The 25,856-nt window shown below is 38.3% G+C and carries 18 protein-coding genes; 14 read left to right on the forward strand and 4 right to left on the reverse strand.

Annotated elements, in window-relative coordinates:
• Positions 1-56 precede the first annotated feature (56 nt).
• The 11 genes from GQS54_RS21015 to GQS54_RS21065 all read left to right on the forward strand — a co-directional run bounded on the left by GQS54_RS21015 (position 57) and on the right by GQS54_RS21065 (position 13,879).
• Positions 57-1,070 carry an NAD-dependent epimerase gene (locus GQS54_RS21015; RefSeq protein ID WP_166425884.1) on the forward strand — a complete coding sequence of 338 codons (1,014 nt, stop codon included), beginning with the start codon at positions 57-59 and terminating at the stop codon, positions 1,068-1,070.
• Positions 1,070-2,050, forward strand: a complete 981-nt coding sequence (locus tag GQS54_RS21020; RefSeq protein ID WP_166425885.1) for a glycosyltransferase family 2 protein — start codon at positions 1,070-1,072, stop codon at positions 2,048-2,050. The genes GQS54_RS21015 and GQS54_RS21020 overlap by 1 nt, the downstream gene beginning before the upstream one ends.
• Positions 2,050-3,489 carry an oligosaccharide flippase family protein gene (locus tag GQS54_RS21025; RefSeq protein ID WP_166425886.1) on the forward strand — a complete coding sequence of 480 codons (1,440 nt, stop codon included), beginning with the start codon at positions 2,050-2,052 and terminating at the stop codon, positions 3,487-3,489. Before GQS54_RS21020 ends, GQS54_RS21025 begins: the two co-directional genes overlap by 1 nt.
• Before the next feature lie 194 nt (positions 3,490-3,683).
• On the forward strand, positions 3,684-4,811 hold the full coding sequence (locus GQS54_RS21030) for a glycosyltransferase (protein WP_166425887.1): 1,128 nt from the start codon (positions 3,684-3,686) through the stop codon (positions 4,809-4,811).
• 1 nt (position 4,812) lies between these two features.
• Entirely contained in the window at positions 4,813-5,745 is a 933-nt protein-coding gene (locus GQS54_RS21035) for a glycosyltransferase family 2 protein (protein ID WP_166425888.1), read from the forward strand.
• Positions 5,742-6,776 carry a glycosyltransferase gene (locus GQS54_RS21040; RefSeq protein WP_166425889.1) on the forward strand — a complete coding sequence of 345 codons (1,035 nt, stop codon included), beginning with the start codon at positions 5,742-5,744 and terminating at the stop codon, positions 6,774-6,776. The genes GQS54_RS21035 and GQS54_RS21040 overlap by 4 nt, the downstream gene beginning before the upstream one ends.
• A gap of 34 nt (positions 6,777-6,810) precedes the next feature.
• Positions 6,811-7,998 carry an O-antigen ligase family protein gene (locus tag GQS54_RS21045; RefSeq protein ID WP_240920030.1) on the forward strand — a complete coding sequence of 396 codons (1,188 nt, stop codon included), beginning with the start codon at positions 6,811-6,813 and terminating at the stop codon, positions 7,996-7,998.
• 80 nt (positions 7,999-8,078) lie between these two features.
• Positions 8,079-8,570 carry a polysaccharide biosynthesis/export family protein gene (locus tag GQS54_RS21050; RefSeq protein ID WP_158772090.1) on the forward strand — a complete coding sequence of 164 codons (492 nt, stop codon included), beginning with the start codon at positions 8,079-8,081 and terminating at the stop codon, positions 8,568-8,570.
• 12 nt (positions 8,571-8,582) lie between these two features.
• Complete coding sequence (locus tag GQS54_RS21055; RefSeq protein ID WP_166425890.1) at positions 8,583-10,829, forward strand: polysaccharide biosynthesis tyrosine autokinase; 2,247 nt, start codon at positions 8,583-8,585, stop codon at positions 10,827-10,829.
• A 176-nt stretch (positions 10,830-11,005) separates the two neighbouring features.
• Positions 11,006-12,901: an acyltransferase family protein gene (locus GQS54_RS21060; protein ID WP_166425891.1), complete on the forward strand. Its 1,896-nt coding sequence runs from the start codon at positions 11,006-11,008 to the stop codon at positions 12,899-12,901.
• Positions 12,902-13,018: 117 nt separating this feature from the next.
• Positions 13,019-13,879, forward strand: coding sequence for a glycosyltransferase family 2 protein (locus GQS54_RS21065; RefSeq protein WP_346766597.1), 861 nt, complete (start codon positions 13,019-13,021; stop codon positions 13,877-13,879).
• 141 nt (positions 13,880-14,020) lie between these two features.
• On the opposite strand, the gene GQS54_RS21070 is transcribed toward GQS54_RS21065, so the two are convergent.
• On the reverse strand, positions 14,021-14,977 hold the full coding sequence (locus tag GQS54_RS21070; RefSeq protein WP_166425892.1) for an acyltransferase: 957 nt from the start codon (positions 14,975-14,977) through the stop codon (positions 14,021-14,023).
• A 362-nt stretch (positions 14,978-15,339) separates the two neighbouring features.
• Between GQS54_RS21070 and GQS54_RS21075 the strand changes: the two genes are divergently transcribed.
• Positions 15,340-16,290, forward strand: coding sequence for an IS30 family transposase (locus tag GQS54_RS21075; RefSeq protein ID WP_166425893.1), 951 nt, complete (start codon positions 15,340-15,342; stop codon positions 16,288-16,290).
• Positions 16,291-17,352: 1,062 nt separating this feature from the next.
• Here the strand turns inward: GQS54_RS21075 and GQS54_RS21080 are convergent.
• The gene (locus tag GQS54_RS21080; RefSeq protein ID WP_166425894.1) at positions 17,353-19,671 is read right to left on the reverse strand and encodes a hypothetical protein; all 2,319 of its coding nucleotides are present in this window, start codon (positions 19,669-19,671) and stop codon (positions 17,353-17,355) included.
• Positions 19,672-19,946: 275 nt separating this feature from the next.
• Positions 19,947-20,360: a 3-phosphoshikimate 1-carboxyvinyltransferase gene (locus GQS54_RS21085; protein ID WP_166425895.1), complete on the reverse strand. Its 414-nt coding sequence runs from the start codon at positions 20,358-20,360 to the stop codon at positions 19,947-19,949.
• 512 nt (positions 20,361-20,872) lie between these two features.
• Between GQS54_RS21085 and GQS54_RS21090 the strand changes: the two genes are divergently transcribed.
• Together GQS54_RS21090 and GQS54_RS21095 are read left to right on the forward strand one after the other, a co-directional pair.
• Entirely contained in the window at positions 20,873-22,258 is a 1,386-nt protein-coding gene (locus GQS54_RS21090) for an alkaline phosphatase D family protein (protein WP_166425896.1), read from the forward strand.
• Positions 22,259-23,027: 769 nt separating this feature from the next.
• The gene (locus tag GQS54_RS21095; protein ID WP_166425897.1) at positions 23,028-24,263 is read left to right on the forward strand and encodes a site-specific integrase; all 1,236 of its coding nucleotides are present in this window, start codon (positions 23,028-23,030) and stop codon (positions 24,261-24,263) included.
• A gap of 189 nt (positions 24,264-24,452) precedes the next feature.
• On the opposite strand, the gene GQS54_RS21100 is transcribed toward GQS54_RS21095, so the two are convergent.
• Positions 24,453-25,576 (reverse strand): IS3 family transposase gene (locus tag GQS54_RS21100; protein WP_166425898.1). Its coding sequence is split into 2 segments (ribosomal slippage): positions 24,453-25,345 and positions 25,345-25,576, totalling 1,125 coding nucleotides; the frame shifts between segments, so codons are not numbered across the junction.
• Between the last annotated feature and the right edge of the window lie 280 nt (positions 25,577-25,856).

Genomic DNA, 25,856 nt, shown 5'->3' on the forward strand with positions numbered 1-25,856 from the left:
GATAGTGGCCTATAGCAGTATTAACGCCCCTAGCGAATAAATTAAAGGAAGTACAAATGAAATACTTAGTAACCGGCGCAGCTGGTTTTATTGGTAATTTTGTTGCTGAAAAGTTATGTGAACAAGGCCATACAGTCGTTGGTATAGATAACCTAAACGATTATTACGATCCTAATTTAAAGCTCGCTCGCTTGGAGCGAATTACACATTTCGATAATTTTACGTTTATTAAAATCGATATAGCTGACAGAGACGGCATTGCTAAATTATTTGCCGACGAGAAATTCGAACGCGTTATACATTTGGCAGCTCAAGCAGGTGTGCGTTATTCAATTGAAAACCCAATGGCGTACATTGATTCAAATTTAGTGGGTATGGCCACTATTCTTGAGGGTTGCCGGCATAATAAAGTACAGCATTTGGTCTATGCATCATCTAGTTCGGTATACGGCATGAATGAAAAAATGCCTTTTTCCACCGAAGACGCAGTCGATCACCCTGTGTCACTGTATGCCGCCACAAAGAAATCGAATGAATTAATGGCACACAGCTACAGTCATTTATACGACTTACCCACAACAGGGTTGCGCTTTTTCACTGTGTATGGTCCTTGGGGCCGCCCCGATATGGCACCGTTCTTATTTACGGATGCAATATTGAATGACCGCGAAATCAAAGTATTTAATCACGGCAAAATGAAGCGCGATTTCACTTACATTGACGACATTGTTGAAGGCATTATTCGCATTCAAGACGTAGTACCACAGCGTAATGCTGAAAACCCCAATACGTCACCGTCTTCAAGCAAAGCACCTTATAAAGTGTTTAACATCGGTAATAACGAACCCATCGCACTAATGACCTTTATTGAAGCGATTGAGAAAGCGTCAGGGAAAGAAGCTAAAAAGAACTTCTTACCCATGCAACCGGGCGATGTCCCTGCCACGTTTGCTGATATTGACAGTTTGAAAGAAGAAGTTGGGTTTAAACCTGATACAAAGATTGAATATGGCATGCAGCAGTTTGTTGATTGGTATATTGCGTATAATAGTATGGCCAGTATTCGATAATGACGGTAATAGACGAAATTAGTGAAAAAGTCTCCATTATTACACCAGTGTATAACGGCGAGTTTTTCATTGATAAATGCTATGAGTGCGTTGCAGCTCAAACATACCCGAATATTGAATGGGTTGTTATAAATGATGGCTCTCAAGATAAATCATTATCAAAGCTTGAAACGTTAGCTAAAAGTTATTCAAACATTCATATTGTTGATCAAAAAAATGCCGGTGCAGCTGAAGCTCGCCGAGCAGGTGCTTTGAAAGCGCAGGGTGAATTCATCGTATATTTAGATATAGATGACACTATTTCTGAAAACGCGATCGAGTTGGCACTTGAAAAATTTACGAAAAATATTGATGTTGTATTATTCACCCAGGTGAAAGTAGGCGGAGGTGAGTCAGTTCCGTTTAATATGTTCACTGATTCTTGGCCTCAATCTGGGGAAGATGTCTTTAAATCTTGCATAGATGGTTGGGGAGCACATAGTTTCGGCGTATATAGAAAGTCGATATTTCTTTCTGCCTACTCATTCTTAGATAGTTTTGAAGATATGAGCAAAACCTACAAAGATGAATTATTGTCTCGTATTATTTTTACGCAATCGAGAATGATCGATTACTGTAAAGGCACTTACTTTTACGACTTAAATGATGAGTCAGTGAGTAAAAAGTTTAATCCTGATTACTTTTTGATTGCCAATAACGTTCACGCGCTTGATAAATATTTATTATCCCAAAATAAAAATATTAGCATTGAACGAATGTATAGCCGACTGTTTTTTGATCTTTTGGGGCGTTATCTAAAATGGCGCAAACAGTTGACGAATAAAAGCGACTGGCAAAATGCGCTAAAAACGTTAGCCAAAAATATATCAATTACCAAAGACATTACTAATTCGGTTAGAAAATCAGAATTTAAAAAAATACCACCTCGTATTCTTTTTTTATCAGTATATAAAACTGCCTCTTTAGTCAGGAGGTCATAATGTCTGAAAATCGGTCAGTGGTATCTGGCATAGGGACAATGGCTGCTTTAACTATTTCGTCAAAGTTAGTTAGATTATTCATTCTAATGGTGACTGCGCGCTTTCTTACCCCTGAAGACTTCGGTGTCGTGGCTGCTTTTACCATGGTTTTCGGATTTGCGTACCTTGTCGCCGACATGGGAATACTAAGAACCGTTATACAACGGCCTTTAATCAGCGAGCGTCATATAGGCAGCGCACTAGGTTTGTCCGTTGGGCTATGCACATTAGTGACTATTACACTTATTTTTCTTGGTACTTCTATTGCTGACATATTAACGATTGAAGAAATTGGTATGCCATTAAAAGTTTCCAGCTTAATGTTTCTATTGCTTGGGGTGAGCAATATTTGCTCTGCATTATTACAACGCGGTGGGGACATTCTTTTTATAGGAAAAGTGCAGGCATTTGGCACTATCACAGGTAATATTTTTGTAACCGTACCTTTGCTCTACTTCGATATTGGTTATTGGGCGATCATTATCGGTTTATGGGTATCAGAGTTAATTTCTATTTTATTTATATTGCAAAAAGGATGGGGAAACCTGCGCTATAAAATTTATAAAAAAGAATTGGTTGAGATTAGTAAATATGCGTCTGCATTTTTCTTTAATAATACATTGGGTTTACTTAGCCAACAATTAGACATTGCCATTGTAAGTCGATTTTTAGGAAGTGCCACGCTCGGAAATTATTCTAGGGCAATGCAACTTGTAGATTTTCCTAATCAGATATATTTACTTGTTGTAGATCGTGTTGTATTTCCAGTTATGGCAGCAATGAAGTCCGAGAAAGATAAATTAGTAGTCTTTTTTTTACAGTCCCTGTCATTATTAAGTTTGGCCTTAACACTTGGTTCAATTCTTTTAATTGTTGGGGCTCACGAAATTGTACTTATTATGATGGGAAGTCAGTGGGGAGTGGTCGGTGATCTATTACAGATACTTGCAAGCTGTATTATTTTTAGAGCCCTATCTTCATTTATGGATTCATTCTTAGCTGCTTACGACTTAGTGAAAATATTAACAATTAAGCAAGTTACTTCATTGTTTATATTACTTTTTTCAGTTTGGTTTGGCCTCGACTATGGCGTGATTGGAGTTGCTTATGCTGTTGTCATCGCAAGTATTTTACGATTTTCATTAACGCTCATGTTTATAATTATGTATACAAGAATAACTTTTTATCAATTAATTAATAAATTCTCACCATCTCTATTTTCTGCTGTTTTTATAATTGCCCTTTACCTAATGATATCCAAAATTTCAATACTCTCAGGACTTTTAGGAGGGATAGTCACTATTTTAATTTTTCTAATCTTTTGTGCGATAAAGCCCTTGGGACTATTCCTTACAGACAAAGGGGCTGTTTTCATTAAGCAGAAGAAAGCAAATTTATAAAATTTAGGAATGTTTTATTAAATATGAAGAGTGTTTTTAAAGTATATCGATCAAACAGGTCTGATCGATAAATAAATGAACTTTCATTCATCAAAACTTCACCATTTTATTAGAACTGCAGGTAGTAGAACGACACCGGCGACGACCAATTTTTTATTAGTCAACAATAAATATAAGAGCTAAGGGAGCAAAAAATGAAAATTTTAATAGGAATGACACGTTCAGATACAGTGGTATCAGGCTCTTTTAAGCACATTTGTCAAATTGGTGAAAAATTTCGTCAAGAGGGTGCTGAAGTAATTTATGCAATTGGCGGGAATGGAGAAGCGATTGATAAATTACGTGATTCAGGCTTTCAGGTGCATGCATTAACGGGTTTGAAACGGGATTTGAGCCCGATAAGCGATTTACTGTCATTACTTAAATTGGTTTGGCTTATTCTCGCTGAAAAACCACAAGTTTGCTCATGGCACACCGCAAAAATAGGCGCATTAGGGCGTATCGCGGCAATGTTAACATTTAAGCGCTCCTACTATGTTCCACATGGTGTGCCCTTTGTTAATACACCTGAAAACAAAGGGTATGAAAAATACCAGTTACTTGAAAAAACACTATCAGTTTTACCTTCGACCATTATTGGTGTTTGTGAGTTTGATAAAAATGAGTACCTGCGTATTGGCGTCCCGGATAAAAAGTTATTAGTGATCCGCAATGGTATGCTGGGTATCAGTAACGATAATTGGCAGTTAAGCGATGAGCCCGTTCATTTTATTACCGCAGCGCGTTTTGAAGATCAAAAAGACTACGTAACCCTAGCGGAAGCGTGTCAGCAATTATTAACAGAGGATAAAGCCTTTATTCTAAGCATATACGGAGACGGACAGTACGAAGAACAGGTTAAATCTTACTTCGCTAACTTCCCAGCCGGTATGATTAATTTTTGTGGCGTGGTCGATAATTTCGCAGAAAAACTGGCCGAAGCAGACGTATTCGTACTATCCAGTTTTTGGGAAGGTTTACCGCGCAGTATTATCGAAGCAATGGCTTGTAAAAAAGCGGTAGTCACATCAGATGTAGGTGGTTGTTCTGAACTCATTGTTGAACACAAATCTGGCTACTTAGTCCCGATTCGAGATGCTAATGTGATGACAAGTTCGATGGCGGAATATATAGATGATAAACAAAAAATTGTTGATCACGGTATTGAAGCGTATGAATTGTATAAGCAAAAATATTCATTGCCTGTCATGTTAGAAAGTTACTCAGAAGAGTATGGCGTCATTGGTGCTAAGCATCAAGCTAGCGCCCGACAGGAAGCATAATATGCCAATTCTAGTGTCGCTCATTTGCCCAGTTTATAAGGTTGCCCAGTATATACCAGAGTTGATGCAAAGCTTATTCGAGGGGATTAATACGGATAGAGTCGAAATCATTTTTGTAGACGATTGCTGCCCTGAAAACTCTATCACTTTGGTTGAGCAATTTATTGCTGAACATCAACAGGCACTAAAATTTAAACCCAGCATTATTAAGCAACCAATTAATCAAGGCCAGGCCGCAGCCCGCAATAAAGCATTAGCAGTCGCTCAAGGGCAGTATATTGGCTTTATTGATTCAGACGATGCCATTGCACCACATTATTGGAAAACTCTTGAGTCATATGTCGAACGTGCCAAAAATGACATTATTGAATTTGGTTTCACAGAGTTTACAACAGTATTACCGGATTTTAACGATACAGTCATATCTGAATTGCCTTCATCAAATTTAAATCCTTTTCATACAGGCTTTTTTGTGTGGACTCGTTTGTATAATAGAGACACATTAAACGATTTGCGGTTCCCGAAGGGTATGATTTATGAAGATATTTGGTTTAATATTCACGCTTTTTCAAAAGCCGAATCTAGTGTTCGTATTTCAAGCGTACTTGTTTATTATCGTAAACGTATGGGCTCAACAACGGCGTTAAGGAACTCTAAATATTCAGATCTACTAGTAAATTTAATCACAGCTAGCCAGCAGACTATTGATAATATTCACCAAAAACGTGAATTGGTATCACAACTTCAAAAACGTACATTTTTGCTTATGTTAAAGGGATTAAAAATATCAGATAAAGCCGATAGAAAAATTTATTACCAACTATGTTATCCCAAAATGATCGAGGTAAATAAGCTCGTTAAACAGCATGGTTCTAATATAATCGGTAAGATAAACTATTCACTCTCCTTTTTAATTTGTAGGTTTTTTAAGTGAATAAAATAGTACATATTACTAATGATTTACAACGTCTTGGTGGCGTACAACGTTTATTAGTCGACTTAATAACGTTGCAAAAAGATGACTTTGAATTTGAAGTCATTCTTACCCGCGGTGAAAATGAATATATTGACGAACTCAATAGCTTAGGCGTTACTGTTTACCACAAGCGAGATTTAGGATTGTTTGGTGTCATTAAACGTTTGAATAAAGCTGATCTAGTCCATGCTCATTTATTCCCTTCTATGTATATTGCACTTCTATCATCCACCTTAAAAATATTGACTGAACATAATCCTTATTATCGTAGACGAGATATTAAATTGGTTAAATGGTTTGAGGCTATTTTTTTCCGCCGATTTAAACAAGTTGTATGTATCTCAGAAGGCGTGAAAAAAGCCTTTGAACTTGTTTTAGGGTGGAGTAACGATAAGGCATTAGTTATTAATAATGGTGTTGACTTAAGTCGCTTTTCAATGCGAGAACGTAAAATTGAAGCAATTGGTTTTCCTATCAAAATCGGTATGGTTGGCAGACTTGTTAAGCAAAAAGATATTGAGACGTTAATTAAGGCGTTAAAAGAATTGGGTAGTGGCTATGAGTTACATCTAGCTGGAGATGGTGAATTACGCGAAAAGTTAGAAAATCTGGTTGTTGATTTAGGCTTAAAGCACCAGGTGTATTTTCATGGGCAAGTTAGCGATATCCCTTACTTTTTAGACAGTATTGATATATATGTTCAGTCATCCAACTGGGAGGGCTTTGGCTTAGCTGTGGTTGAAGCTATGGCTGCGGGCTTACCTTGTTTTGCAACTAATGTAGAAGGTTTAAATGATGTGGTTGACAGCGCGTATCTATTTGAAGTTGGGGATATTGGGCAGTTAACGTCTTTGATCTTAGCTGTAACGTCAAATATTACTTCTTATAATGATATGTCAACACTAGCAATAGAAAGTGCCTATGAGTTTTCGATTGAAAAAAGCGCTCAAAGACATACTGAGTTATATAGCACGTTGTTAGGTAATTAGTTGGTGATTAATTTATCAGTTATACGAGGGATATATGCAAATTAAGTTGCAAATTATCGAAAGGCTATTGCTCGTTTTGGCTGCGACTGTTATTCCTTTGTATTTCACCGATCTACGGCTTTCGTTACCTGGCGTTATTATTCGTTTGGCGGATATATCGTCGATAACCATCATCGGTCTCTATTTTGTTCTTGCACGTCATCGTCGCATTGTATGGTGCGTGCCGCATGGCTATCAAATGGTGTTTGTTTTTATCGGATACTGTTTGTTACTTGGCCTTTTAAAATCTAGCTTGAAGGATGCAATAGTTGAGTCAGTCCAGTGGACGCTATTGTTGGTCGTTATTGGAATTGTTTATGGTCAATCAATTAAATACCATAAAGAATTTCAGGCATTATTTTTAAAAGCGTTACTAATGATATGTATCTTTGTCGTTTTGTATCACTTTTCTCATGGAAAATATTACCATTATAAAGATTTAGGTGATGCCAAGTACATACTCGCTTTAACAGGGGTTGTATTAGTTAGCCATATGTATTTTTTTAATAATAAAAAATATATTTTTCCCTTGATAATTTTATACCCCTTTATTTTACTTTCACTTGAACGGAAAGGCATTTTAGCTTTTCATATCGTTTCGCTGATATATTTAATTATGGCTTATCGTTATGCGCTTAAATGGCTGCTAATGGGAGCCTTTGGCTTAGGCGTGGTTTTGTTAATGTTAGCACCGAATATGGTTGACTTAGCAGAGTTTTCTTTTTTTAATTATAGCGATGTTGAAATATATTATCTTGATGAAGATGCAGCTTTGTGGGTTTCTAATTTGCATCGCCAGAGTTTAGTGACTTTTGGTTGGGATATATTTCAAAAAAATATATTTTTTGGTGTAGGACCTAAGATGTTAGCTAATCATATGATTAACTATTTTTATAGTCCGAATCTAGCTTTATATACGCATAATGTATTTCTTGATATTTTAATCGAGTATGGAGTGTTTGGTCTTATTTTATTACTATTCCCTTATTTTATTTTCGGACTAAAAAACAATTTTAATTCTATTAGACAACGAGATTGCTTTTTGTGTTTGTTGGCTTATTCAATAATTATGTTATTTTTTATGTCAAGTGGCGCACCATCAATGCTGTTATTTTATTTTCCTTTGTGCATGGGGTTTGCTTTTAATTCAGCAGCACTTTCTGATACGAAATACAATAAATGAATAGGTTTGTTAAATGTTTTTAATTATAAGAGGTGTTTGTGAATAAAATTTTTATAAAAATAACATTTTTTTTCTTGTTCATGATTTCGTTAACTTCGATAAACGTCTTTGCGCAAGAAACTTACCTTTTAGGCCCTGGTGATAAGGTCGCTATTAAGGTGTTTGGTGAAGAGGATTTAGCGATAGAAACATTGTTGGGTAGTAGTGGTAACATCAATTATCCATTTTTGGGGGAGGTTAAGGTAACAGACTTGACCGTAAAACAGGTTGAACAAGTTATTGAGCAAGGTTTAAAAGGCGACTATTTAATCAGCCCCAATGTTTATGTACAGGTCGTTGAATATCGCCCTTTCTATATTCTTGGTGAAGTTAAATTGCCAGGCGGCTACCCTTATCAACCGGGGATGACTATCAATCAGGCTATTGCATTGGCAGGTGGTTTAACTGAGCGCGCAGATATAAGTAAAATATCTCTTTTCAAAGAGAGAGAGAAAGACAAAAAGCAACAAGCATCTCTTGACTATAAAGTAAATGCTGGTGATACGGTTACCATTGAACAGCGGTTTTTTTAAAGAATTTTTATAATGAGAAAGATTGAAAGTATGGAATTAGATTCTCCTTCCCAGAAAGCTAATGTGACGGCTGAAATGGTTAAAAACTCTGCCGACGAGGTTATCGATTTACGCCAGTATTTTGCGGTAATTAATAAGCATAAATGGCGAATTGCTTTACTAGCTATAGTCATAACACTGTCGACGGTTTTTGCAGTAACTAAGGTGACACCGATATATAGGGCAACAGCTACCCTATTAATAGAGGCTGATCAAGCGAAAGCCGTGTCGTTTGACGATATTTACGGCCTTGATTCTAACCGAAAAGAATATTACACAACGCAATTTAAAATTCTACAATCGCGTAAAATTGCTCAAGCGGTTGTAGAAAAGTTGGATTTAAAAAACAACCCAGATTTTATCGTTAATTCGTCACGTAAAAGAGAAGTTATTAATGATATTAAAGGCCTCATTCCTTTTTTACCTAAAAAGAAAGTGTCGGTATTATCAGCTCAAGAACAAGAGGAAATGGCTTTACAGTCGTTAGTCGGCACCTTTTTAGGGCGGTTATCGATCGACCCTGTGCGTACCACACAATTAGTCAACATTACCTTCGAGAGTAGTGATCCTAAATTAGCTGCACTCGTCGCCAATACGGTTGGCGAAGTGTATATAGAGCAAAATCTATCTGCACAAATGGGGATGACTAAAAAGGCCTCGGGCTGGTTAACTACGCGTTTATCTGACTTACGTATTCGCTTAGACGAGTCCGAGTTAAAACTACAGCAATATCGTGAACGCGAGAATTTAGTGGATGTCTCGGGCGTGGTGGGTTTAGTCTCAAAAGAATTAGAGCAAACATCTGAGCAATTGGTTGGTGCAAGACAGGTCAGAAACAAACTATTAAGCATAGTGCGCGTTATCGATGAGTATGGCCGTGATGATTTAGAGATGTTGGGATCGATAAGTGCAATCAGCTCACAAGATGTTATACAAAATGTAAAACAAACCTTGGTCACGGTTGAGCGTAAAGTATCAGAATTTAGCCAGCGATATGGGCCTAAACACCCAAAAATGATCGCTGCTCGAGCTGAATTGGCCACCGTAAACAGTAACTTTAATGAGCAAGTACGCCGATTAGTTACTGGGGTAGAAAAAGAGCTGTCTACCAGTGAGCGTAATATTGAAGCGCTGGAGCAAGAACTTGTGCGCATAAAAGCGCAATTCCAGACACTCACAGCGAAAGAATATGAATATAAAAAATTATCTCGTGAAGTAGAAACAAACGGTGAAATATATAATACGTTTCTCTCTCGTTCGAAAGAAACTGAAGTGACTGGTGATTTTAATTCGGCGGTTGCACGTTTTACTGACCGAGCCTTTCGACCGCAAAACCCCGTTAAACCTAATAAGATGCTTATCGTCATTTTAGCTTTTATGGCATCAGTAGGGTTAGGGCTAGTAATTGCTTTTGTGGTTGAATCTTTAAACGATACTTTTAAGCACATAAATGGTACCGAAGATAAACTATCCCAGCGTTTGTTAGGTTTATTGCCGCTAGTGCGCGTGAAGAAAAAGAACGGCTTTTTGTTGCACTATTTTTATGATGAAAATGGCAAAAGGTTCGCTGAGTCTGTACGTACCCTTCGAACCAACTTCTTATTAACGCAACTTGATAAAGAGACAAAAACCATTGAAATAACCTCATCTTTACCTGGTGAAGGTAAGACAACTACCGCCATTAATTTCGCTTTTGCATTAGCTCAAGTTGAACGTACTTTGCTGATTGATGCTGATATGCGAAAGCCAAATATTTGCAAGCGTTTTGATCTGCCGCCGTATCATCCGGGCTTAGCAAATCTAATATCAGGTACTGAAAAGTTGAACGAATGTATATATTTGGATGAAGTTTCAGGTCTAACCATTATGCCCTGTGGACAAAGGCCGCCAAATCCGTTGGAGTTATTAACATCTCCAAAATTTTCCCATATATTAGAAGAATTAAAGCAATCCTTTGATCGTATTATTATCGATACCCCGCCAGTTCAAGTGGTCAGTGACTCTCTGATTATTGCCAAGCAAGCAGATGCAGTTATTTTTATAGTGAAAAGTAATGATACACGTGTCGGGGTTGCTCAAAACGGCATAGGTAAATTAGTACGGGTCAATGCCAAAATTGCCGGTGTGGTGTTAAATCAAGTTGATACTAAAAAGATGTCTGACTCTGGATATCAAGGTTATTACAACGATTACTCTTATGGCGATGAAGCTTCTTCTTGAAGTCAATTTTCATAACTTGTTAATGACAAGCCTTATACGATTCGCTGCTTGCGAGTTTTAGTAAGATTAAAATAATTGGTTTTTAATTTTTAGAGTTAATAAACTGCTCATTATTGAGCGTTTGATTGTTATTATTTATTAGCTAACTCCATTTTTTATTTATAGGTTGAACTATCATGGAATTTAGAAAAGATATAAATGGATTAAGAGCCATAGCAGTCATAGCCGTTGTGCTATTTCATTTTGATGCGTCTTGGATGCCAGGCGGTTTTGCGGGTGTAGATGTGTTTTTTGTTATCTCTGGTTTTTTAATGACAGGAATAATATTTAGAGGCATTGAAAAAGAGAGTTTCTCCATATTAAAGTTTTATATTGCTCGCGCGAATAGAATTATTCCTGCTTTAGCAATACTGTGCTTAGCTTTGCTTGTATTTGGTTGGTTTTATCTTACCCCATTCGATTACAGAGCTTTGGGTAAGCACGTTGGCAGTAGTTTGACTTTTGTATCCAATTTCATATATTGGATGGAAGCTGGCTATTTTGATACCGCGTCGCATGAAAAATGGCTATTACACACTTGGTCTTTATCGGTTGAATGGCAATTTTACATAATCTACCCATTAGTCCTTGTTGCTATGCGGCAATTTATGTCTTTAAAAATGATGAAAACTGCTATTTTGTTGGGAAGTGTTTTCGGTTTTATCTTTTGCGTTATTGCTACTTACCAATGGCCTAGTACGGCATATTATTTATTACATACTCGAGCTTGGGAAATGATGATTGGCGGTGTTGCTTATTTGTATCCATTTTCCATACAAGAAAAAAGAAAAAAATTGCTAGAGTGGATTGGCTTGGCCTTAATCGTGAGCTCTTACTGGCTTATCTCAAAAGATAATCCTTGGCCTGGTTATCTTGCAATCTTCCCGGTGTTCGGTTCATTTCTTATCATTCAGGCACAACGTAACAACAGTTTTATTACTAGCAATATCGTGTTTCAGAAAGTAGGGGCTTGGTCTTATTCTATTTACTTATGGCACTGGCCTTTTGTGGTCGCTATTTATTATTACTCACTGGATAGCATATTCATATATTTTGGTATTACACTGTCGATATTACTTGGTTTTTTGAGTTACAAGTATATTGAGAAAATTAAGTTTAGAAATGATTTTACTAGCGTATTTGGGTACCTAAAATGTAAGCCTGTTTATTTCTTATGCATTATCGGATTTTTAGGCTCTGTCATATTTGTAGGAAATGGCATCAATACGCCTATCAGAAGCTTTGCTAGTTCTGAAGAAGCAAAATACGTATCTATATATCACTTAGATAATTACAAAAAATATCTGCCGGAGGCATTTATGGACCAGTGTAATTTCTTCGATGTAGAATCTCTTAGTGCAAAGGTTAATGATATCTCTGAAGCCTGTACTACAAATGGAAAAGGCGGGATATTTATTTGGGGGGATTCACATGCTCAAGCACTTTCTTATGGTATTAGAAGCACATTCCCGAATGTTCACATTAACCAAGTCGCTAGTTCTGGCTGTCGCCCGCTTATTAAAGCAGATGATGAATCAATTGAGGAATATAAACGTGCTTGTGATCGGTCAAACGAGATGGCAAAAAATAAAATTTTAAAGATTAGACCTAAAGTCATTCTTTTGGCTCAACGTATTGATCATGATAAAAATGATTATAGTGAAATACTACATTATCTACATGAAAATAAATTACCGTCTAAATTAATTTTAGTAGGTCCTTCACCACAATGGCAGCCATCTCTACCCATAGCTATTGCTAGAAGACATTTCAATGTCGCCGATAAAGTAATTAGTGATCTTTCTTTTAACCGCTCTGTTTTGAGAATTAATAGTCAATTACATATAGATTATGATAATTCAGAAATTGAATATTTCTCTATGATTGATCAGTTATGTAACAAGAACGGTTGTCTAGCTAAAGTAGATGACAAAAATACCCCATTAGTATTTGACTATGGGCATTTGTCGCTTAAAGGTTCCAAATATGTAGTAGAAAATATGATGAAAGATATAATTAGCAGTTATTTATGATTTGTTATTAATTTCTATTTTTCAGTGTTTTACAATTTGTTGTATTTCAGTTTGATGCTGAAGTAAATTTGAAATAGGTACTAAATTATTAATAATATTGGTTCAGTTTCTGTTGTTATCGTTACATTTAATAGTACTAGTGTAGTTAGAGCCGCAATAGAGTCAGTAGTAAATGAAGAGTTAGTTTCAAATATATTTATCGTTGATAATGCAAGTGCTGATAATATTTATGATGTAATTGACTCTTTTGGCTCCGCCAAAATAAAACTAATTCATAATTCTCACAATCTGGGATTTGGTGTTGCGAATAATATTGCCCTTGAGCAAATAACAACACCATACGCGTTGTTGCTGAATCCCGATGCAGTAATGGGGAAAGGCGCGTTAGATACTTTAGTCAAAAAATCTGCGCTTTATGATCAAGCTGGCATTCTTAGTACTGCAATTTTTTACGAAAACGGTCATTTACAAGAGACATATCGACGAAATTTTCATCAGAGAAAGATCAGTGAAGGGAACTTTCTGCGCGCTGACGGTGATATCTGTGCTGAATTTCTATCTGGTGCTGTACTGTTTTTTAATATGAAGATAATGAAAAAGGTAGGTTTCTTTGATTCAAATATTTTTTTATTTTTTGAAGAAGATGACCTTTGTTTACGCACAAAAAATAAGGGGTATGAATTAATTTATACGCCAGATGCCAAAGCTTTCCATATCGATGGAGGGTCTTCAGGAAGCAGTGAACAATTAGGTTTTTTTAGACAATATCATATGACTTGGTCGTATTTGTATATTTCTGGAAAATATCTAGGTAAAGGTCATGCAAAGTTTCTTTCTTTGGAGTATTTTTTAAAAGGATGGCTAAAATTAATTTTTTACTACGCATCCAATAAGAGTAATTTAGCCTGTTTACAAAGAGCGAAAATCGCCGCATGTTGGGATTGTCTCTTTAATGCTAAGAAACGTTCTTCATTATAACGTAAGCGAATTGTCTATTATTTGAAAAGGGACTTTCCTCGTTAATTATCGTTTATCAGATGCGCGTTACCGTATAAATCTGTGGTGTTAAATGCAGTTAAATAAATTCCATAAAATTTTCATTAAATTAGCGTTGGCGATTTAGAGTATAAATTTCAACCGTTTATTGATTTTTATAATTAAATATGAAACAAATGCTGAGAGGCAAATAGTAAATAACATTATATATGTTGGACTAAGGGCGGTATTTTTTTGCAGTATAATCAGAATTAATACGTGTATAAAGTATATGGATGAAGAATATAATGCGATGTTTCTATTCGTTCCGGGGATGTTAGCTTTAATAAATAATATAAATATTATTGGGCAAATTAAAATAAGTGAAAAATAATTATCAAAATATCCATCCCTATTTTCTTGAAGAAAATTTAAATAAGATTCTCCTAACAATGCACCTATTGCAAGAATACTTAAGATAAATGAATGTTCTAAAGATATTTTGCTAGGAACTGAATGTTTATTGATTAAATAGCCTGTACAAAAAAATGGATATGCTAAAAACATCATATTCCGATGCATCTGATTTGTGTTAAACAATTTATCTAAAAAGGTTCCTTCAAAAACGTGATAATTTCCTAAGTATTGTATTATCACTCCAGAAAGGAAGGTTAGTATGATAGATATTATTAGAATAGATGACGGCAATTTTCGGAGTATCAGCAATATTAAAGCTGCCCCAATCATTCCAGCAATATACCATAAATGATAATATCCAAAAAAAACAACCTTAAGAAGTTTCGCATAGGAAATAAAAGACATATCTGGTATCGAAAACCAAAAGTATGAATAAAATACCATCCATGTAATATATAGAATAAATACCCTTCTAAGCCATTTTAATTGTTGTTCTTTAATTAGGACGTAATAAAAGAAATATCCGTTTATTACGAAAAAAACAGGGACTGCTATTCTAAATATACCATGGACGGTAAGATAATTACCTAATGGTGATAAGTCCATCATAAAATTAGCATGTATGCCCACCACCATAAACGCCATGATTAATTTTAGGACATCCAAAGCTATATTTCTGTTCATATTATATATATTCCATTACTAAACTTTCAGTGTCGTTTATCTATTCTTTTCTTAATATAAAAATATAATACAATAAAATATTAAGAACCACATCTGAATGTTATGACATATTTTCGTCACTCTTGTCTTACAGAATTGATATGCTTCCGTTATGTAAAGATAATGTTTAAAAAAGATAATCACGTTTAATTAGCATGTTAGTTAGTAAGTCTAATTCGATGTTATTAATTAAGCCATCATTGAAGGGATTATTGGTAGGCCCGAATTCAGATAATAAGTGCACCACTCATGGTTAACTGGGGATAGACGAACAACTGCCTGTTGGTGGTATTCTTAAGTCGCCAAACAAAAAGAGTATCACCATGAGTTACAAGCAGTTGATCGAAGGACAAAGATATCAGATAGAGGCCTACTTGCGCGAGGGTTTCAGTTATCGGGAAATAGGAAAACGGTTGTGTGTCAGTCACAGCACCATCAGCCGGGAAGTTCGACGCAATCGCTTGATAGACAGTCATTATTTGCCTGAATTGGCACAAAGTAAAACGAGACGGCGGCGATGTCAGGCTGCTAAATATCAAGTGCGTACACTCACCATTGAGTTTGTTGAGTACGCGCTCTCTCATAAATGGAGTCCCGAGCAGATTGCTGGTGTGGGTAAAATTGTTGGTTACCCAGTCAGTCATGAGTGGATTTATGGCTACGTTCAACGAGATAAATCAGCGGGTGGCAAGCTTTACAAACAGCTGCGACAAGGCCACCGCAAGTACCGTAAAGGTAGCCGAGCGAAACGCGTTATCATTCCAAATCGCGTTGGAATTGAGTGTCGTCCAGCCATCGTAGATGAGAAAGAACGCTTTGGTGATTGGGAAGTAGATACTGTGCTAGGCAAGCACGGTACCGGTGCCATTGTGAGTTTAGTAGAGCGTAAAAGTAAGTTGTACCTGATACGCAAGGTGCCCGCTAAAAGCGCGGCTGATGTAGGCAGAGCGATGGTAGGTATGCTGTGGCGCTACCGTAGTCATGTGCACATGATAACAGCTGATAATGGCGGAGAATTCTGCGGTCATGAACAGGTTGCAGAAAAACTAAAAACTGATATCTACTTCGCAAATCCCTACTCATCCTGGGAGCGAGGATTGAACGAGAATTTTAACGGTTTGCTAAGGCAATACATTAAAAAAGGCACCGATTTAAGAACCGTTACAAACGAACAAGTCGCTGCTGCGCAACGGGCACTTAACCTGAGGCCAAGAAAATGCCTCGGGTACAGACAACCCTTAGTTGTCTTCAATGAACTACGCCGCGAAGCTTAATTTAGCGAGTGGTGCACTTCGGAGTTGAATTCGCGGGTTTTAATTTCCCCAGAAATTTTCTTCTGTTGTAAGTACAACCGATTGTTTTATTTTACTAATTTTTAGCGTGTAACTTATTGTAGACTTTAATTTAGGTTAGTTTTCCACATTCGCGGGAGCTAACTCTTTATTGAATATATGCAGTTGTTAGTGGTTGCCGTAATCCAGTACTAACTTGGATCGCATATCGCATTTTTCTTCCTGCTAAGAAGAATATTCAGTTATCGATTTTCACTTAAGCTTCAAGTTTCTTAATGTTCTTTTGATTGGTGTATTGTCTCAACAATTTCTGTGGCGACGCACGCTTTGTGTCCGGCGATAACGCCAGAACTGTGGCCTGAACATGCGACTTCCGCTTCCGATTGATGAGGTATAGACCAGCCTACAATACGTTTCGTGTAAAATTAATTACAACCGCTAGTCACCCACCCAGATATACGTGGTATCACCACAACCGACACCTGTCGCATTTTGATACACCAAACTCCCATCGTAATTGATTTCGTATATTTAGGTGTTTAATCTTCGTAGTTTTATATGTATGTGAATGGGTATTTACATACTAGTACAAGCTGTTCCATTAACATGCACACATTGAAACGGACAATATTCAACCTTGCTCTTGCATCACCTCGACATGCTTCTGTTTTATGCAGAGCTTTGATAGTGGTTAAGTAACTTGCTGACTTTGATGTGCAATGTCGTGAGCTCAATATTCATTTTTCTCGCACGTTCGTGGTGTTAATAATGGATACCAGGAGCAGTATCAAATACGCAGCAGCTTGTTTTACCTTCTCATACTCACTCCATTGTTCAAGCTGTGCGTGCAGTCGAGTCCGTCTGGCTTCGCGCTGTTTTTGTGATTGCATAATCCAACGAGGAAGAGCTGCTTTAAATTTAAATTCTGTTGAAAAGGTACGTTTCTATCACTTCATCGAATAAGGTGGTAACACTACCACCTTATTCGATGCTCGTGATCATTAAACCATTGCACGGTTTAGTTGTGGGGCTATATTTATTTCACTATTTTACAATTGGACTTTCCCATTCTGCTGACCATGCCTCAGGCATATTTAGCGCGCCAACCGCCTTAACCATACAGCGAATTTTTGCACCCTTCTCGTTAGCGCTTAGGGCATAAGACGCGTTGTATGAATAGGTCAAAGGGTATCCATCGGCAAACCAATAATAACGAACATCTTTCACCCCTTGTAAATTAGCAGTGCAGGTTATCGTACTTCCAACGGACGCATCGCCGCTGATTTGTGGGGCGGCGATAAAAGGTTCGGTAAAATGAGAAATTTGCGCACTTTTTTGCAGTACTTCCACAAAATCCACGGTGAATCTCTGCTCCCCAATGGGTTTGGGCTGTTCGTCTTTCAGGGCGTAATCAAATTGGATGTCCATGCGCTCAAGATAGGTTGCTGGGGTTTTACTACGCCCTACCTCAACCCATTGATCTTTACCATTTTGGTCTGGCACAGTTACATTTATATAGGTTAAGTCGTTATCTATTACAAATTCCCAAGTGTGGTATTGACCATCCCAAAAATAAAGCCCTCCCGGAATGTTTGATTTTGCCTCAGTTAACTCGCCACCGTACGCCTTGTAACTGTTAGCGCTTTTATTGTTTTTTGCATAAATGTTGTCCGTTAAATGGCTATAGTGATAGTGACTTGCGAGCCCGTTTAGCCATTGGCCATTTTTACCATCAAACTCAAACCAATCCACTTCTATGCGATTAGATGTTCGCCAAAATAGCCACTCAGTACCATAGGACCAGAAGGCCGGGAAGAGGCCCGGTGCTAAGTCTTTTTGAGGGATATTGGGGGACATTGCGCGAATTCTAATGACTTTAGGGCCATCCCAAGTGTACCCGTGCCCCATGTCGTTAACGGAATAAAAAGCGCTCGCAACCATGCTATTGCCTTTGGGAACCAAAGATAGAGTCTGCTTTTTGGTTTCGGCATTATGAGCATAGGCATCGGGTTCAGTTCCCGGAAGAGCCAATGGAATTGAAGCGCCTACTGCCGTATTAAAACCAGGGGATTGCCATAGGTTTCCTTCGCCGGTAAAACTTCGCGTAATGCGTTTACTCCGAAAATCATCATAAAAGACGCGCTCAAATGTGTTTGTGTTGACGGGTTTATTGCCAGCATTACTCTTTCGAAAGACGGAGTCTTGAAGCGATTGACCCCATTGCGTCCAAGCTTCATCGTCATGAACATAGCGATGGGGGTGGTCTTCTTCATCAAGGACGGGGTGTTGTGAATAGTAAGGGTGATTCTCAGGTAGTTTTCCTTCAAAATTCAAACGATGTGCAGCCCATCCACTCATTTTGCGTATCATTGCCTCAGAGGGTTCTGTAGTACCCAAGAGTAGCGCGTCTAATGCCCATGAACTATTATCATTTTGTGTGCTTCCAATGATGGTTGTTCCGTCGTAGATGCGAGGCGCTGAAAAGTAATCGGGTTGTTCAACATCAATTTCGCGACCATTGACTGAGGCGTACATTCTGCCGTAGCGCATACCTACAACAACAACATTCCAACTTTCACCATCGATGTAAATATCTTTCGTTGTCATAATGCGTCTATCCAAGCCGCTTTTTGCTTGTCCTACGTACTCAACATTTAGCCCCGTTTCCTTGTTATACCAAATTTTTGGTGATGACTGGCCCGCACTATTACCACGATTGATATCAACCAGCGCGGTTGTATCACCATTGCCACTCATTCCATCAATCCGGAAGGTAAAAAGACACCAACGGTAGTTCCAACGGGCGTCTTTTTGCACACCCATACTAAGATGTTGCCCTGAGTTAGCCGCAAATTCTATTCCGTTACGGGCCTCACTAAGTTGGGGTTGGTTATCTCTGTTCTGCTGTGTTAAACCGGCTTTATTTACCGTACCCCGGGAGGAAAGCACTGCTACTTTACCTAGTAGGGCATCCTCTTGAAGGGCTGACGTGGAAATCCACTCAGAGTAGATATTAGGTGACCAAGGTATTTTCACTGAGCTAGCAACGACTTTGTCACTATTCGTCAGTTGTGATAATGGATGGCGGCCGCTCGTTTGTTCAAGCACTGATACCTTGCCGTCATTATTCGTATCAAAGGTTGTTTTGATCTCAGGGCTGATGTTTTGCAGCACATCAAGCATTGCTTTGCGTTCGACATCGTCATAAAGCCCGTTCTCGTCTGTATCAAGGTTTCGTGTTCCTTTTATAGTAGACACAGCTTGTTTTTGGACAAGAGGCTCTTTGTATATATCACCAGCGCTGCATTCGAGCGCGAGAATTCCTATGGTGACTATGCTTAATAAAATGAAATTACGGTTCATAAGTACCCTCTAAGTAATGGTCAAAAATATACACGGAGTATAGACCTACTAAGCTTATTATGGACTAGGTTTATTACTAAATGTGATACTTCGGATTGTCTTAGCTAAAAGAGTTAAAATTAACCCTATTAGCGAAAAATATTAGCGTGCTGATATGTAAAACTGGTTTACTGAGCTTAAATAAAGTCATTAGTTAGAGTTTATAAATAAGCATTAATAAATTTACCCTTAGCGCTAATTTATTTGCTTTTATTACTAACAATAACCAGCTTTCACTACCACAACCCTTTAAACCAACTCCAAATTCCCAATGAAAAATTTTCGAACAAATTAATGCCTAAAGCAGACTTAAGCAAATAGATAACGAGTAATCCTACTAGTACGCAGATAAAGATAAACAGGCTGACAAAGAGCGTCACTGTAAAAGCTGATACAGCTTTTTCGGTGCGCGATAGATCTCTATGGTTTTTACCCATGAGAAGTACGTAGTAAATTTTACTTGGAACGAAAGGTAGGGCGACGGTGCCGCGAAAGTCGACTTTATGCTTGCCCCACTGCCGAGCCCCTAGGGCGATTTTCAAATGTAATAGCTGATCGTTAGTAAAACTTTCGGCTATGGGATCAGGCATGCGCTCAAGTAACTTTCGCATTGCTGGCTCGTCTTTAATTTGAGAATTTTTATGCGCCATTATATTAGCCCGTTCAGTTACTACTCGTTTAAATACATTAGGAGCATTTATATGACTGCCTATCAGGCTTAGTCTACAAATATTACCCGAATGTGGAGCCGTCTGATATTAAATACATATAAAATTCGTGTGTTTTGTATAATTTTTAGCGTTTTATCGCTGCTTAAGTAACTGTAATTCGTCCTTTTGTAGCTCAAAATCTAAAAGAATGTGGTTAATTCAATATCCTGTCAGTTACACAAAACACTATATAGCGACGTGTAACTTTTAAATATCGATTATCCGAGGAAAGCTTGATTGTGGTCGTTTTAAGGTTTTTTTGGGGTAATCATTACATGGACGCAGCTGCTATAAGGTGGCCTTAGGCATGCTATTAAGATCGTTTCAGAAGGTGCGTATCATTAAGTGTCTTTTGAAAATCATGTACTAGGCTAATGTAAAGGTGATGCAGTACTTATGGCAGTCAAACGACTAAATCATTATTTATTTCAAGCACTGACAAGGACAAAAACATGGACGTACAAAAGTTAACGGTTGGACCTATTGTTGGTCACACATCAAGCAATATCGTTAGAATATTCGGACGTGCTGAACTGACTATCTATGACGCTCGGCCAAGAAAAGCCCATGGCGTTATCCGGTATCGTAAAGTAGGCAAATCAGATTTCTCATCCCCTTCATACTTTAAAATGAATCCTAATTTTGACCTTACAGGCGTTACTGTATTAGTGGGCTTAGAGGAAAACACCAGCTATGAGTATCAGATGGGTTGGTTCTATTCTGAACTTGATACGAAAGATATTGATGTGCAAAAGCTATTGAATTGGCAAAATATTGATTGTTATAGAATTAAAACGGCATCGTCTGATAGTACCCAATCGCGCAATTTAGTCTTTGGTTCTTGTCGCTATGTTTTACGTTTATTCGGTGGCCTATGGTGGGACGACCGGAGTGACAGAACGTTCAAGTCAATATTAGAACAAATAGACAGTGGTAAGTCGGTTGATCAGGTCATTATGTGCGGTGACCAAATATATGCTGATGACTTAAATGCTATAGGTGCTGACGATTCGCTTGATGAGTATAACAAACGCTATCGCAAAGTTCTGACATCGAAATATTTGCGCCGGCTAATGTCTACCACGCCAACCTATATGACCTTAGACGATCATGAAATCGAAGATAACTGGCCGGAGTCTGCATCAGCAAGAGATTGGGTTACCAAATTTCCTGCGGCGATCCATGCATATTCAACTTATCAGGCAAGCCATAGTCCTCTATTTGAACTAAACGGTAACCGCATTACGGGTACGCCTACACATCTTTGGTACAAGTATCATGATGGTTGTTGTGATTTTTTCGTCTGCGATACCAGAACAGAAAGGAACCTCAACAAAGATAGCCTCGAAATAATCGGGCCCAGACAGATGAAAGAACTTAAAGGCTGGCTATGTGACGGCAGTGGTAGAGTGAAAATTATTGTGAGTAGTGTGCCGCCATACGAATCTGAATCCACTGACAAATGGTATGGTTTTATTAGCCAGCGAGATGAGATGTTAGAATGCATTCGGATCAACGAAGTACCTAAAGTGGTATTTCTGTCAGGCGATATTCACGCCTGCATGGCATCGCAACTTGCATTGAATGATAATACGACGGTGACATCTGTGGTTTCATCAGCGTTTTTCTGGCCTTATCCACACCCCAACCGCAGAAGCTTTAAACTTAGTGGTCATCTGGACACATTGACAGCCAGTAAGTACAAAGTAAAAAAAGCCAGTGATGTATATCCAACAGACGCATTTACAAAATTACATGTATCTGAGAAGCGCATAAGAGTCGATTTCTACTCCAGAAAAGGCGATAAATTGGGTACTAAAAATTACAATTTTGATTGATGCTGATGCTGATGAAGCGTTAAGTATTTACAAACTAAGGGCTGGTGACATGACTATTTTGATGCTCACGAGAATTTTTTAGACGCGTGCGAATTACCGTGATGAAATTACCGCTAATCAAGTAATTTACTCCATGTATTTGTTGATATAGGTCTGGGCCTAATAAATTGGTTCGGATTATTCGCATTTCGGATGGCAACACTACAAATTAATATTCCGTTAGCATTATTTATGGTTTATTTGTTGGCGGAGGGCCGTAAATACACAATGCAGGTAGATAGCGAAAGCTGAGTTATATAGGCTTTTTGTGCAGAAACAGTGGCGAGGGTTTAGAAAAACTTGCCCCTATATCCAATTAAAATCTAGCTGTGCACTTTTTAGTAGCTTCACTATGGACAAACCACCTTGGTTTTAACTGAAATACGTTGAATTTGTTGGGTTTTGGTTAGCGTCATCAGGCAGTTTAACTCACCTGCGCTAACGGCATTTCAGGTACCAGCTCTCACTGCGTTTGGCGAGTCGCTTCAATGCGATAGCACGACAATGGTGCACCCGACGAGATTCGAACTCATGACCTTTGCCTCCGGAGTGCAATTTTATAGTGTTTTTCAATGAACGAGTATGAACCTTAAAACACAATAATACATATTTAATCCATTGATTTTTAAGGGTTTAAATTCAGCTCTCTCTTTCTTGGTTGTTTCTTCCTGTTCACTGTTGCACAATCCATCTGCTACATATTTGCTACACAGAAACGAAAGGGAAGCCAATGTCAGTTAAAGCTAAGATCTCAAACTCCACCATTCGAAACCTAAAACCCAGTGATAAAAGGCTCAATGATACTGACATTTCAGGTTTTCATGCGCGCATCACTGAGAGCGGTAAAATTAAGTATTATCTGTTTTATCGCCACAACGGAAAGCAGGTCAATTATCTACTTGGTGCTGATGGTCAAATTACGCCTGCTCAAGCGCGAGACTTAGCAAAAAATAAATCGGCCGAAATAACAAAAGGCGTCGATGTTCAAGCGGTGAAGAAAGAAGCGAAGGAGCAAGTCAAACTTTCTAAGCTTTCAACACTGAGCGCATTCGTCGAGCAAAAATACGAACCTTGGTTAGAAACCCGAAATGCTAAAACAGCAAAACGCGCCATTCTTAATTTAAAGGCGGCTTTCCCTAAATTTCTGAATTTGCAGTTGTCAGAGATCACAGCATGGGAATTGGAGAAATGGCGCAGCGAACAAAAAGCCAATGGCTTAAAGCCCGCTTCGATTAATCGGCGCATCAACACACTGAAAGGGTGCCTGAGTCGAGCAGTTGAATGGGAGGTGATCCAAGGGCATGACCTAAACAAAGTTAAAGCACTGAAAGTGGATAACTCCAAAGTACGGTTCTTAGATAAAAATGAGGAACAACGGCTGCGAGAAGCGCTGCAATCTAGAGATGCAAAAATCAAAGAACAGCGACTAAGTGCTAATAAATTTCGTCATGACAGGGATTACGATTTACTGACTGACTTATCTAGTCAGTCATTTGCAGACTACTTAGAGCCAATCGTTTTGCTTGGGTTAAACACAGGCATGCGCAGAGGCGAGATTTTAACGCTTGAATGGCAGAACGTAGATTTAACCAATAAAAACCTAACAGTGATCTCAGAGAACGCTAAATCGGGCAAAACACGGCATATCCCTTTAAACAATGAAGCTTATGATGCATTAACACGATGGAAGTTAGATTCAGGTTCTAGCGGCGCAGTGTTTAAAGGCCAAGATGGAAACCCGTTGCTAGAAATACGTAAGAGCTGGGCAACGGTTTTAGATATGGCAAAGATTGAGAATTTCCGCTTTCATGACTTACGGCATCATTTTGCAAGTCGGTTAGTAATGGCATCAGTGGATTTAAATACCGTGAGGGAATTGCTAGGACATAGTGACTTAACTATGACCTTAAGATATGCACACTTAGCGCCTGAGCATAAAGCTGCTGCGGTGAATTTGATCGGTTAAGGCTTTACACCATGCTCAACGGTATTTATATAGAATAATGCTACTAGCAAAAAAAATTTAATATCACAAGGTACGAAAAGTTCTCGTTTTGATATTATCCTTACCCGATTAACGCTCTCATTAATTGATTTTAAAAATATTCAATATGTGGAAATCAGATATCTGATCTTCCCCCAGTTTCGTAGACACTTAACTTGCCTGTGAATATGTATTTTCATATTCATCTGGGGGCACATGTCCAAGGTGGCTATGCAGTCGAGTTCGATTGTAAAACACCTCAATGTAATCGAACAAATCCGCTTTGGCTTCACTTCGGTTCACGTACACTTTTCGTTTCACTCTCTCCGTTTTAAGTGAGTGAAAAAAACTTTCTGCAACCGCATTATCTAAACAATGGCCTCGGCGGCTCATGCTGGGTATCAGATTATGAACACTTAAAAAGTCTAGATAGTCACCGCTGGCATATTGACTGCCCTGATCACTGTGTACTATCACCTCTGATACCGCAGGTCGTCTCCATATCGCCATCAGTAACGCTTTAATCACGATATCTGATGTCATGGTAGGTTGCATCGACCAACCAATAACCTTTCGTGAGAACAAGTCCAACACCACGGCCAAATACAGCCAGCCTTCATAGGTTTTTATGTACGTTATATCTGATACCCAAGCGGTATCAGGCTCGCTCACAACAAATTGCTGTTGTAGATGGTTATCTGCTGCAATATGAGGTGTAGAAGACTTGAAGTAGCGTCGCTTATAGCCAATATTAGCTTTGAGCTTGGCCTGCTTCATCAACTTAGCAACACGATTCACACCACACCTTTCACCTTGTCGCCTAAGATCATGCGTGATCCTAGGACTGCCATAAACAGCCCCACTTTGCACATAACTTTCTTTGATGCGTTCAAGCAAGCGCTCATTGTCCTGTGCACTTTTTGATAATGGTTGCTTCGACCAGGCGTAAAATCCACTACGATGAACGTTTAACACACGGCACATGGTACTGACACGATAAACATGGAGTCGGGATTTTATGAACGTGTACCTTTCTTTGACTCGCTTGCAAAGTACACGGCGGCCTCCTTTAGGATGTTACGCTCTTCTGTCAGGCGCTTAACTTCAGCTTTAAGTTTGCGTATTTCTTCTTGCTCTGCCGATTGGCTAGCGGGTACTTTTACCTTACTCACCCAGTAATAGAGTGACTTATCTGATATACCTAAACGTTTAGAAACGTCAGGTACAGAATAGCCTTTTTCAACCACTTGGCGAACGGCTTCTTGCTTAAATTCATCGGGATATTTTTTATTCATAACACTTTTTACCTTACTTCAGTTTCTAAGTAAAAAGTGTCTACAGAGTTAGGGGAAGATCAATCAATTTTTGCTCATGGTGTATCGCGAAATATAATTTATATACTTAATGTTGGAATATCTGTGGATAAGGAAGTATTGAGAAAATGGAATTAGATGAAATAGTAATAAAAAATTCGGCTTGGACATGGGATAAACTCCGTGTGTAGTGGTCAAGTCTTATTGGCCACAGTTTTATAGTAAAGCCAGTATCTATTCTCTGACTCGTTTGGGGTTAAAC

The sequence above is a fragment of the Paraglaciecola sp. 20A4 genome (genome assembly GCF_011378905.1).
Lineage (GTDB): Bacteria > Pseudomonadota > Gammaproteobacteria > Enterobacterales > Alteromonadaceae > Paraglaciecola.

Excerpts from the sequence above, each read along its gene's own strand:
- GQS54_RS21015 (WP_166425884.1), top strand. The coding sequence starts at position 57 with ATGAAATACTTAGTAACCGGCGCAGCTGGTTTTATTGGTAATTTTGTT.
- GQS54_RS21020 (WP_166425885.1), top strand. The coding sequence starts at position 1,070 with ATGACGGTAATAGACGAAATTAGTGAAAAAGTCTCCATTATTACACCA.
- GQS54_RS21025 (WP_166425886.1), top strand. The coding sequence starts at position 2,050 with ATGTCTGAAAATCGGTCAGTGGTATCTGGCATAGGGACAATGGCTGCT.
- GQS54_RS21030 (WP_166425887.1), top strand. The coding sequence starts at position 3,684 with ATGAAAATTTTAATAGGAATGACACGTTCAGATACAGTGGTATCAGGC.
- GQS54_RS21035 (WP_166425888.1), top strand. The coding sequence starts at position 4,813 with ATGCCAATTCTAGTGTCGCTCATTTGCCCAGTTTATAAGGTTGCCCAG.
- GQS54_RS21045 (WP_240920030.1), top strand. The coding sequence starts at position 6,811 with ATGCAAATTAAGTTGCAAATTATCGAAAGGCTATTGCTCGTTTTGGCT.
- GQS54_RS21050 (WP_158772090.1), top strand. The coding sequence starts at position 8,079 with ATGATTTCGTTAACTTCGATAAACGTCTTTGCGCAAGAAACTTACCTT.
- GQS54_RS21055 (WP_166425890.1), top strand. The coding sequence starts at position 8,583 with ATGAGAAAGATTGAAAGTATGGAATTAGATTCTCCTTCCCAGAAAGCT.
- GQS54_RS21060 (WP_166425891.1), top strand. The coding sequence starts at position 11,006 with ATGGAATTTAGAAAAGATATAAATGGATTAAGAGCCATAGCAGTCATA.
- GQS54_RS21070 (WP_166425892.1), bottom strand. The coding sequence starts at position 14,977 with ATGAACAGAAATATAGCTTTGGATGTCCTAAAATTAATCATGGCGTTT.
- GQS54_RS21075 (WP_166425893.1), top strand. The coding sequence starts at position 15,340 with ATGAGTTACAAGCAGTTGATCGAAGGACAAAGATATCAGATAGAGGCC.
- GQS54_RS21080 (WP_166425894.1), bottom strand. The coding sequence starts at position 19,671 with ATGAACCGTAATTTCATTTTATTAAGCATAGTCACCATAGGAATTCTC.
- GQS54_RS21085 (WP_166425895.1), bottom strand. The coding sequence starts at position 20,360 with ATGGCGCATAAAAATTCTCAAATTAAAGACGAGCCAGCAATGCGAAAG.
- GQS54_RS21090 (WP_166425896.1), top strand. The coding sequence starts at position 20,873 with ATGGACGTACAAAAGTTAACGGTTGGACCTATTGTTGGTCACACATCA.
- GQS54_RS21095 (WP_166425897.1), top strand. The coding sequence starts at position 23,028 with ATGTCAGTTAAAGCTAAGATCTCAAACTCCACCATTCGAAACCTAAAA.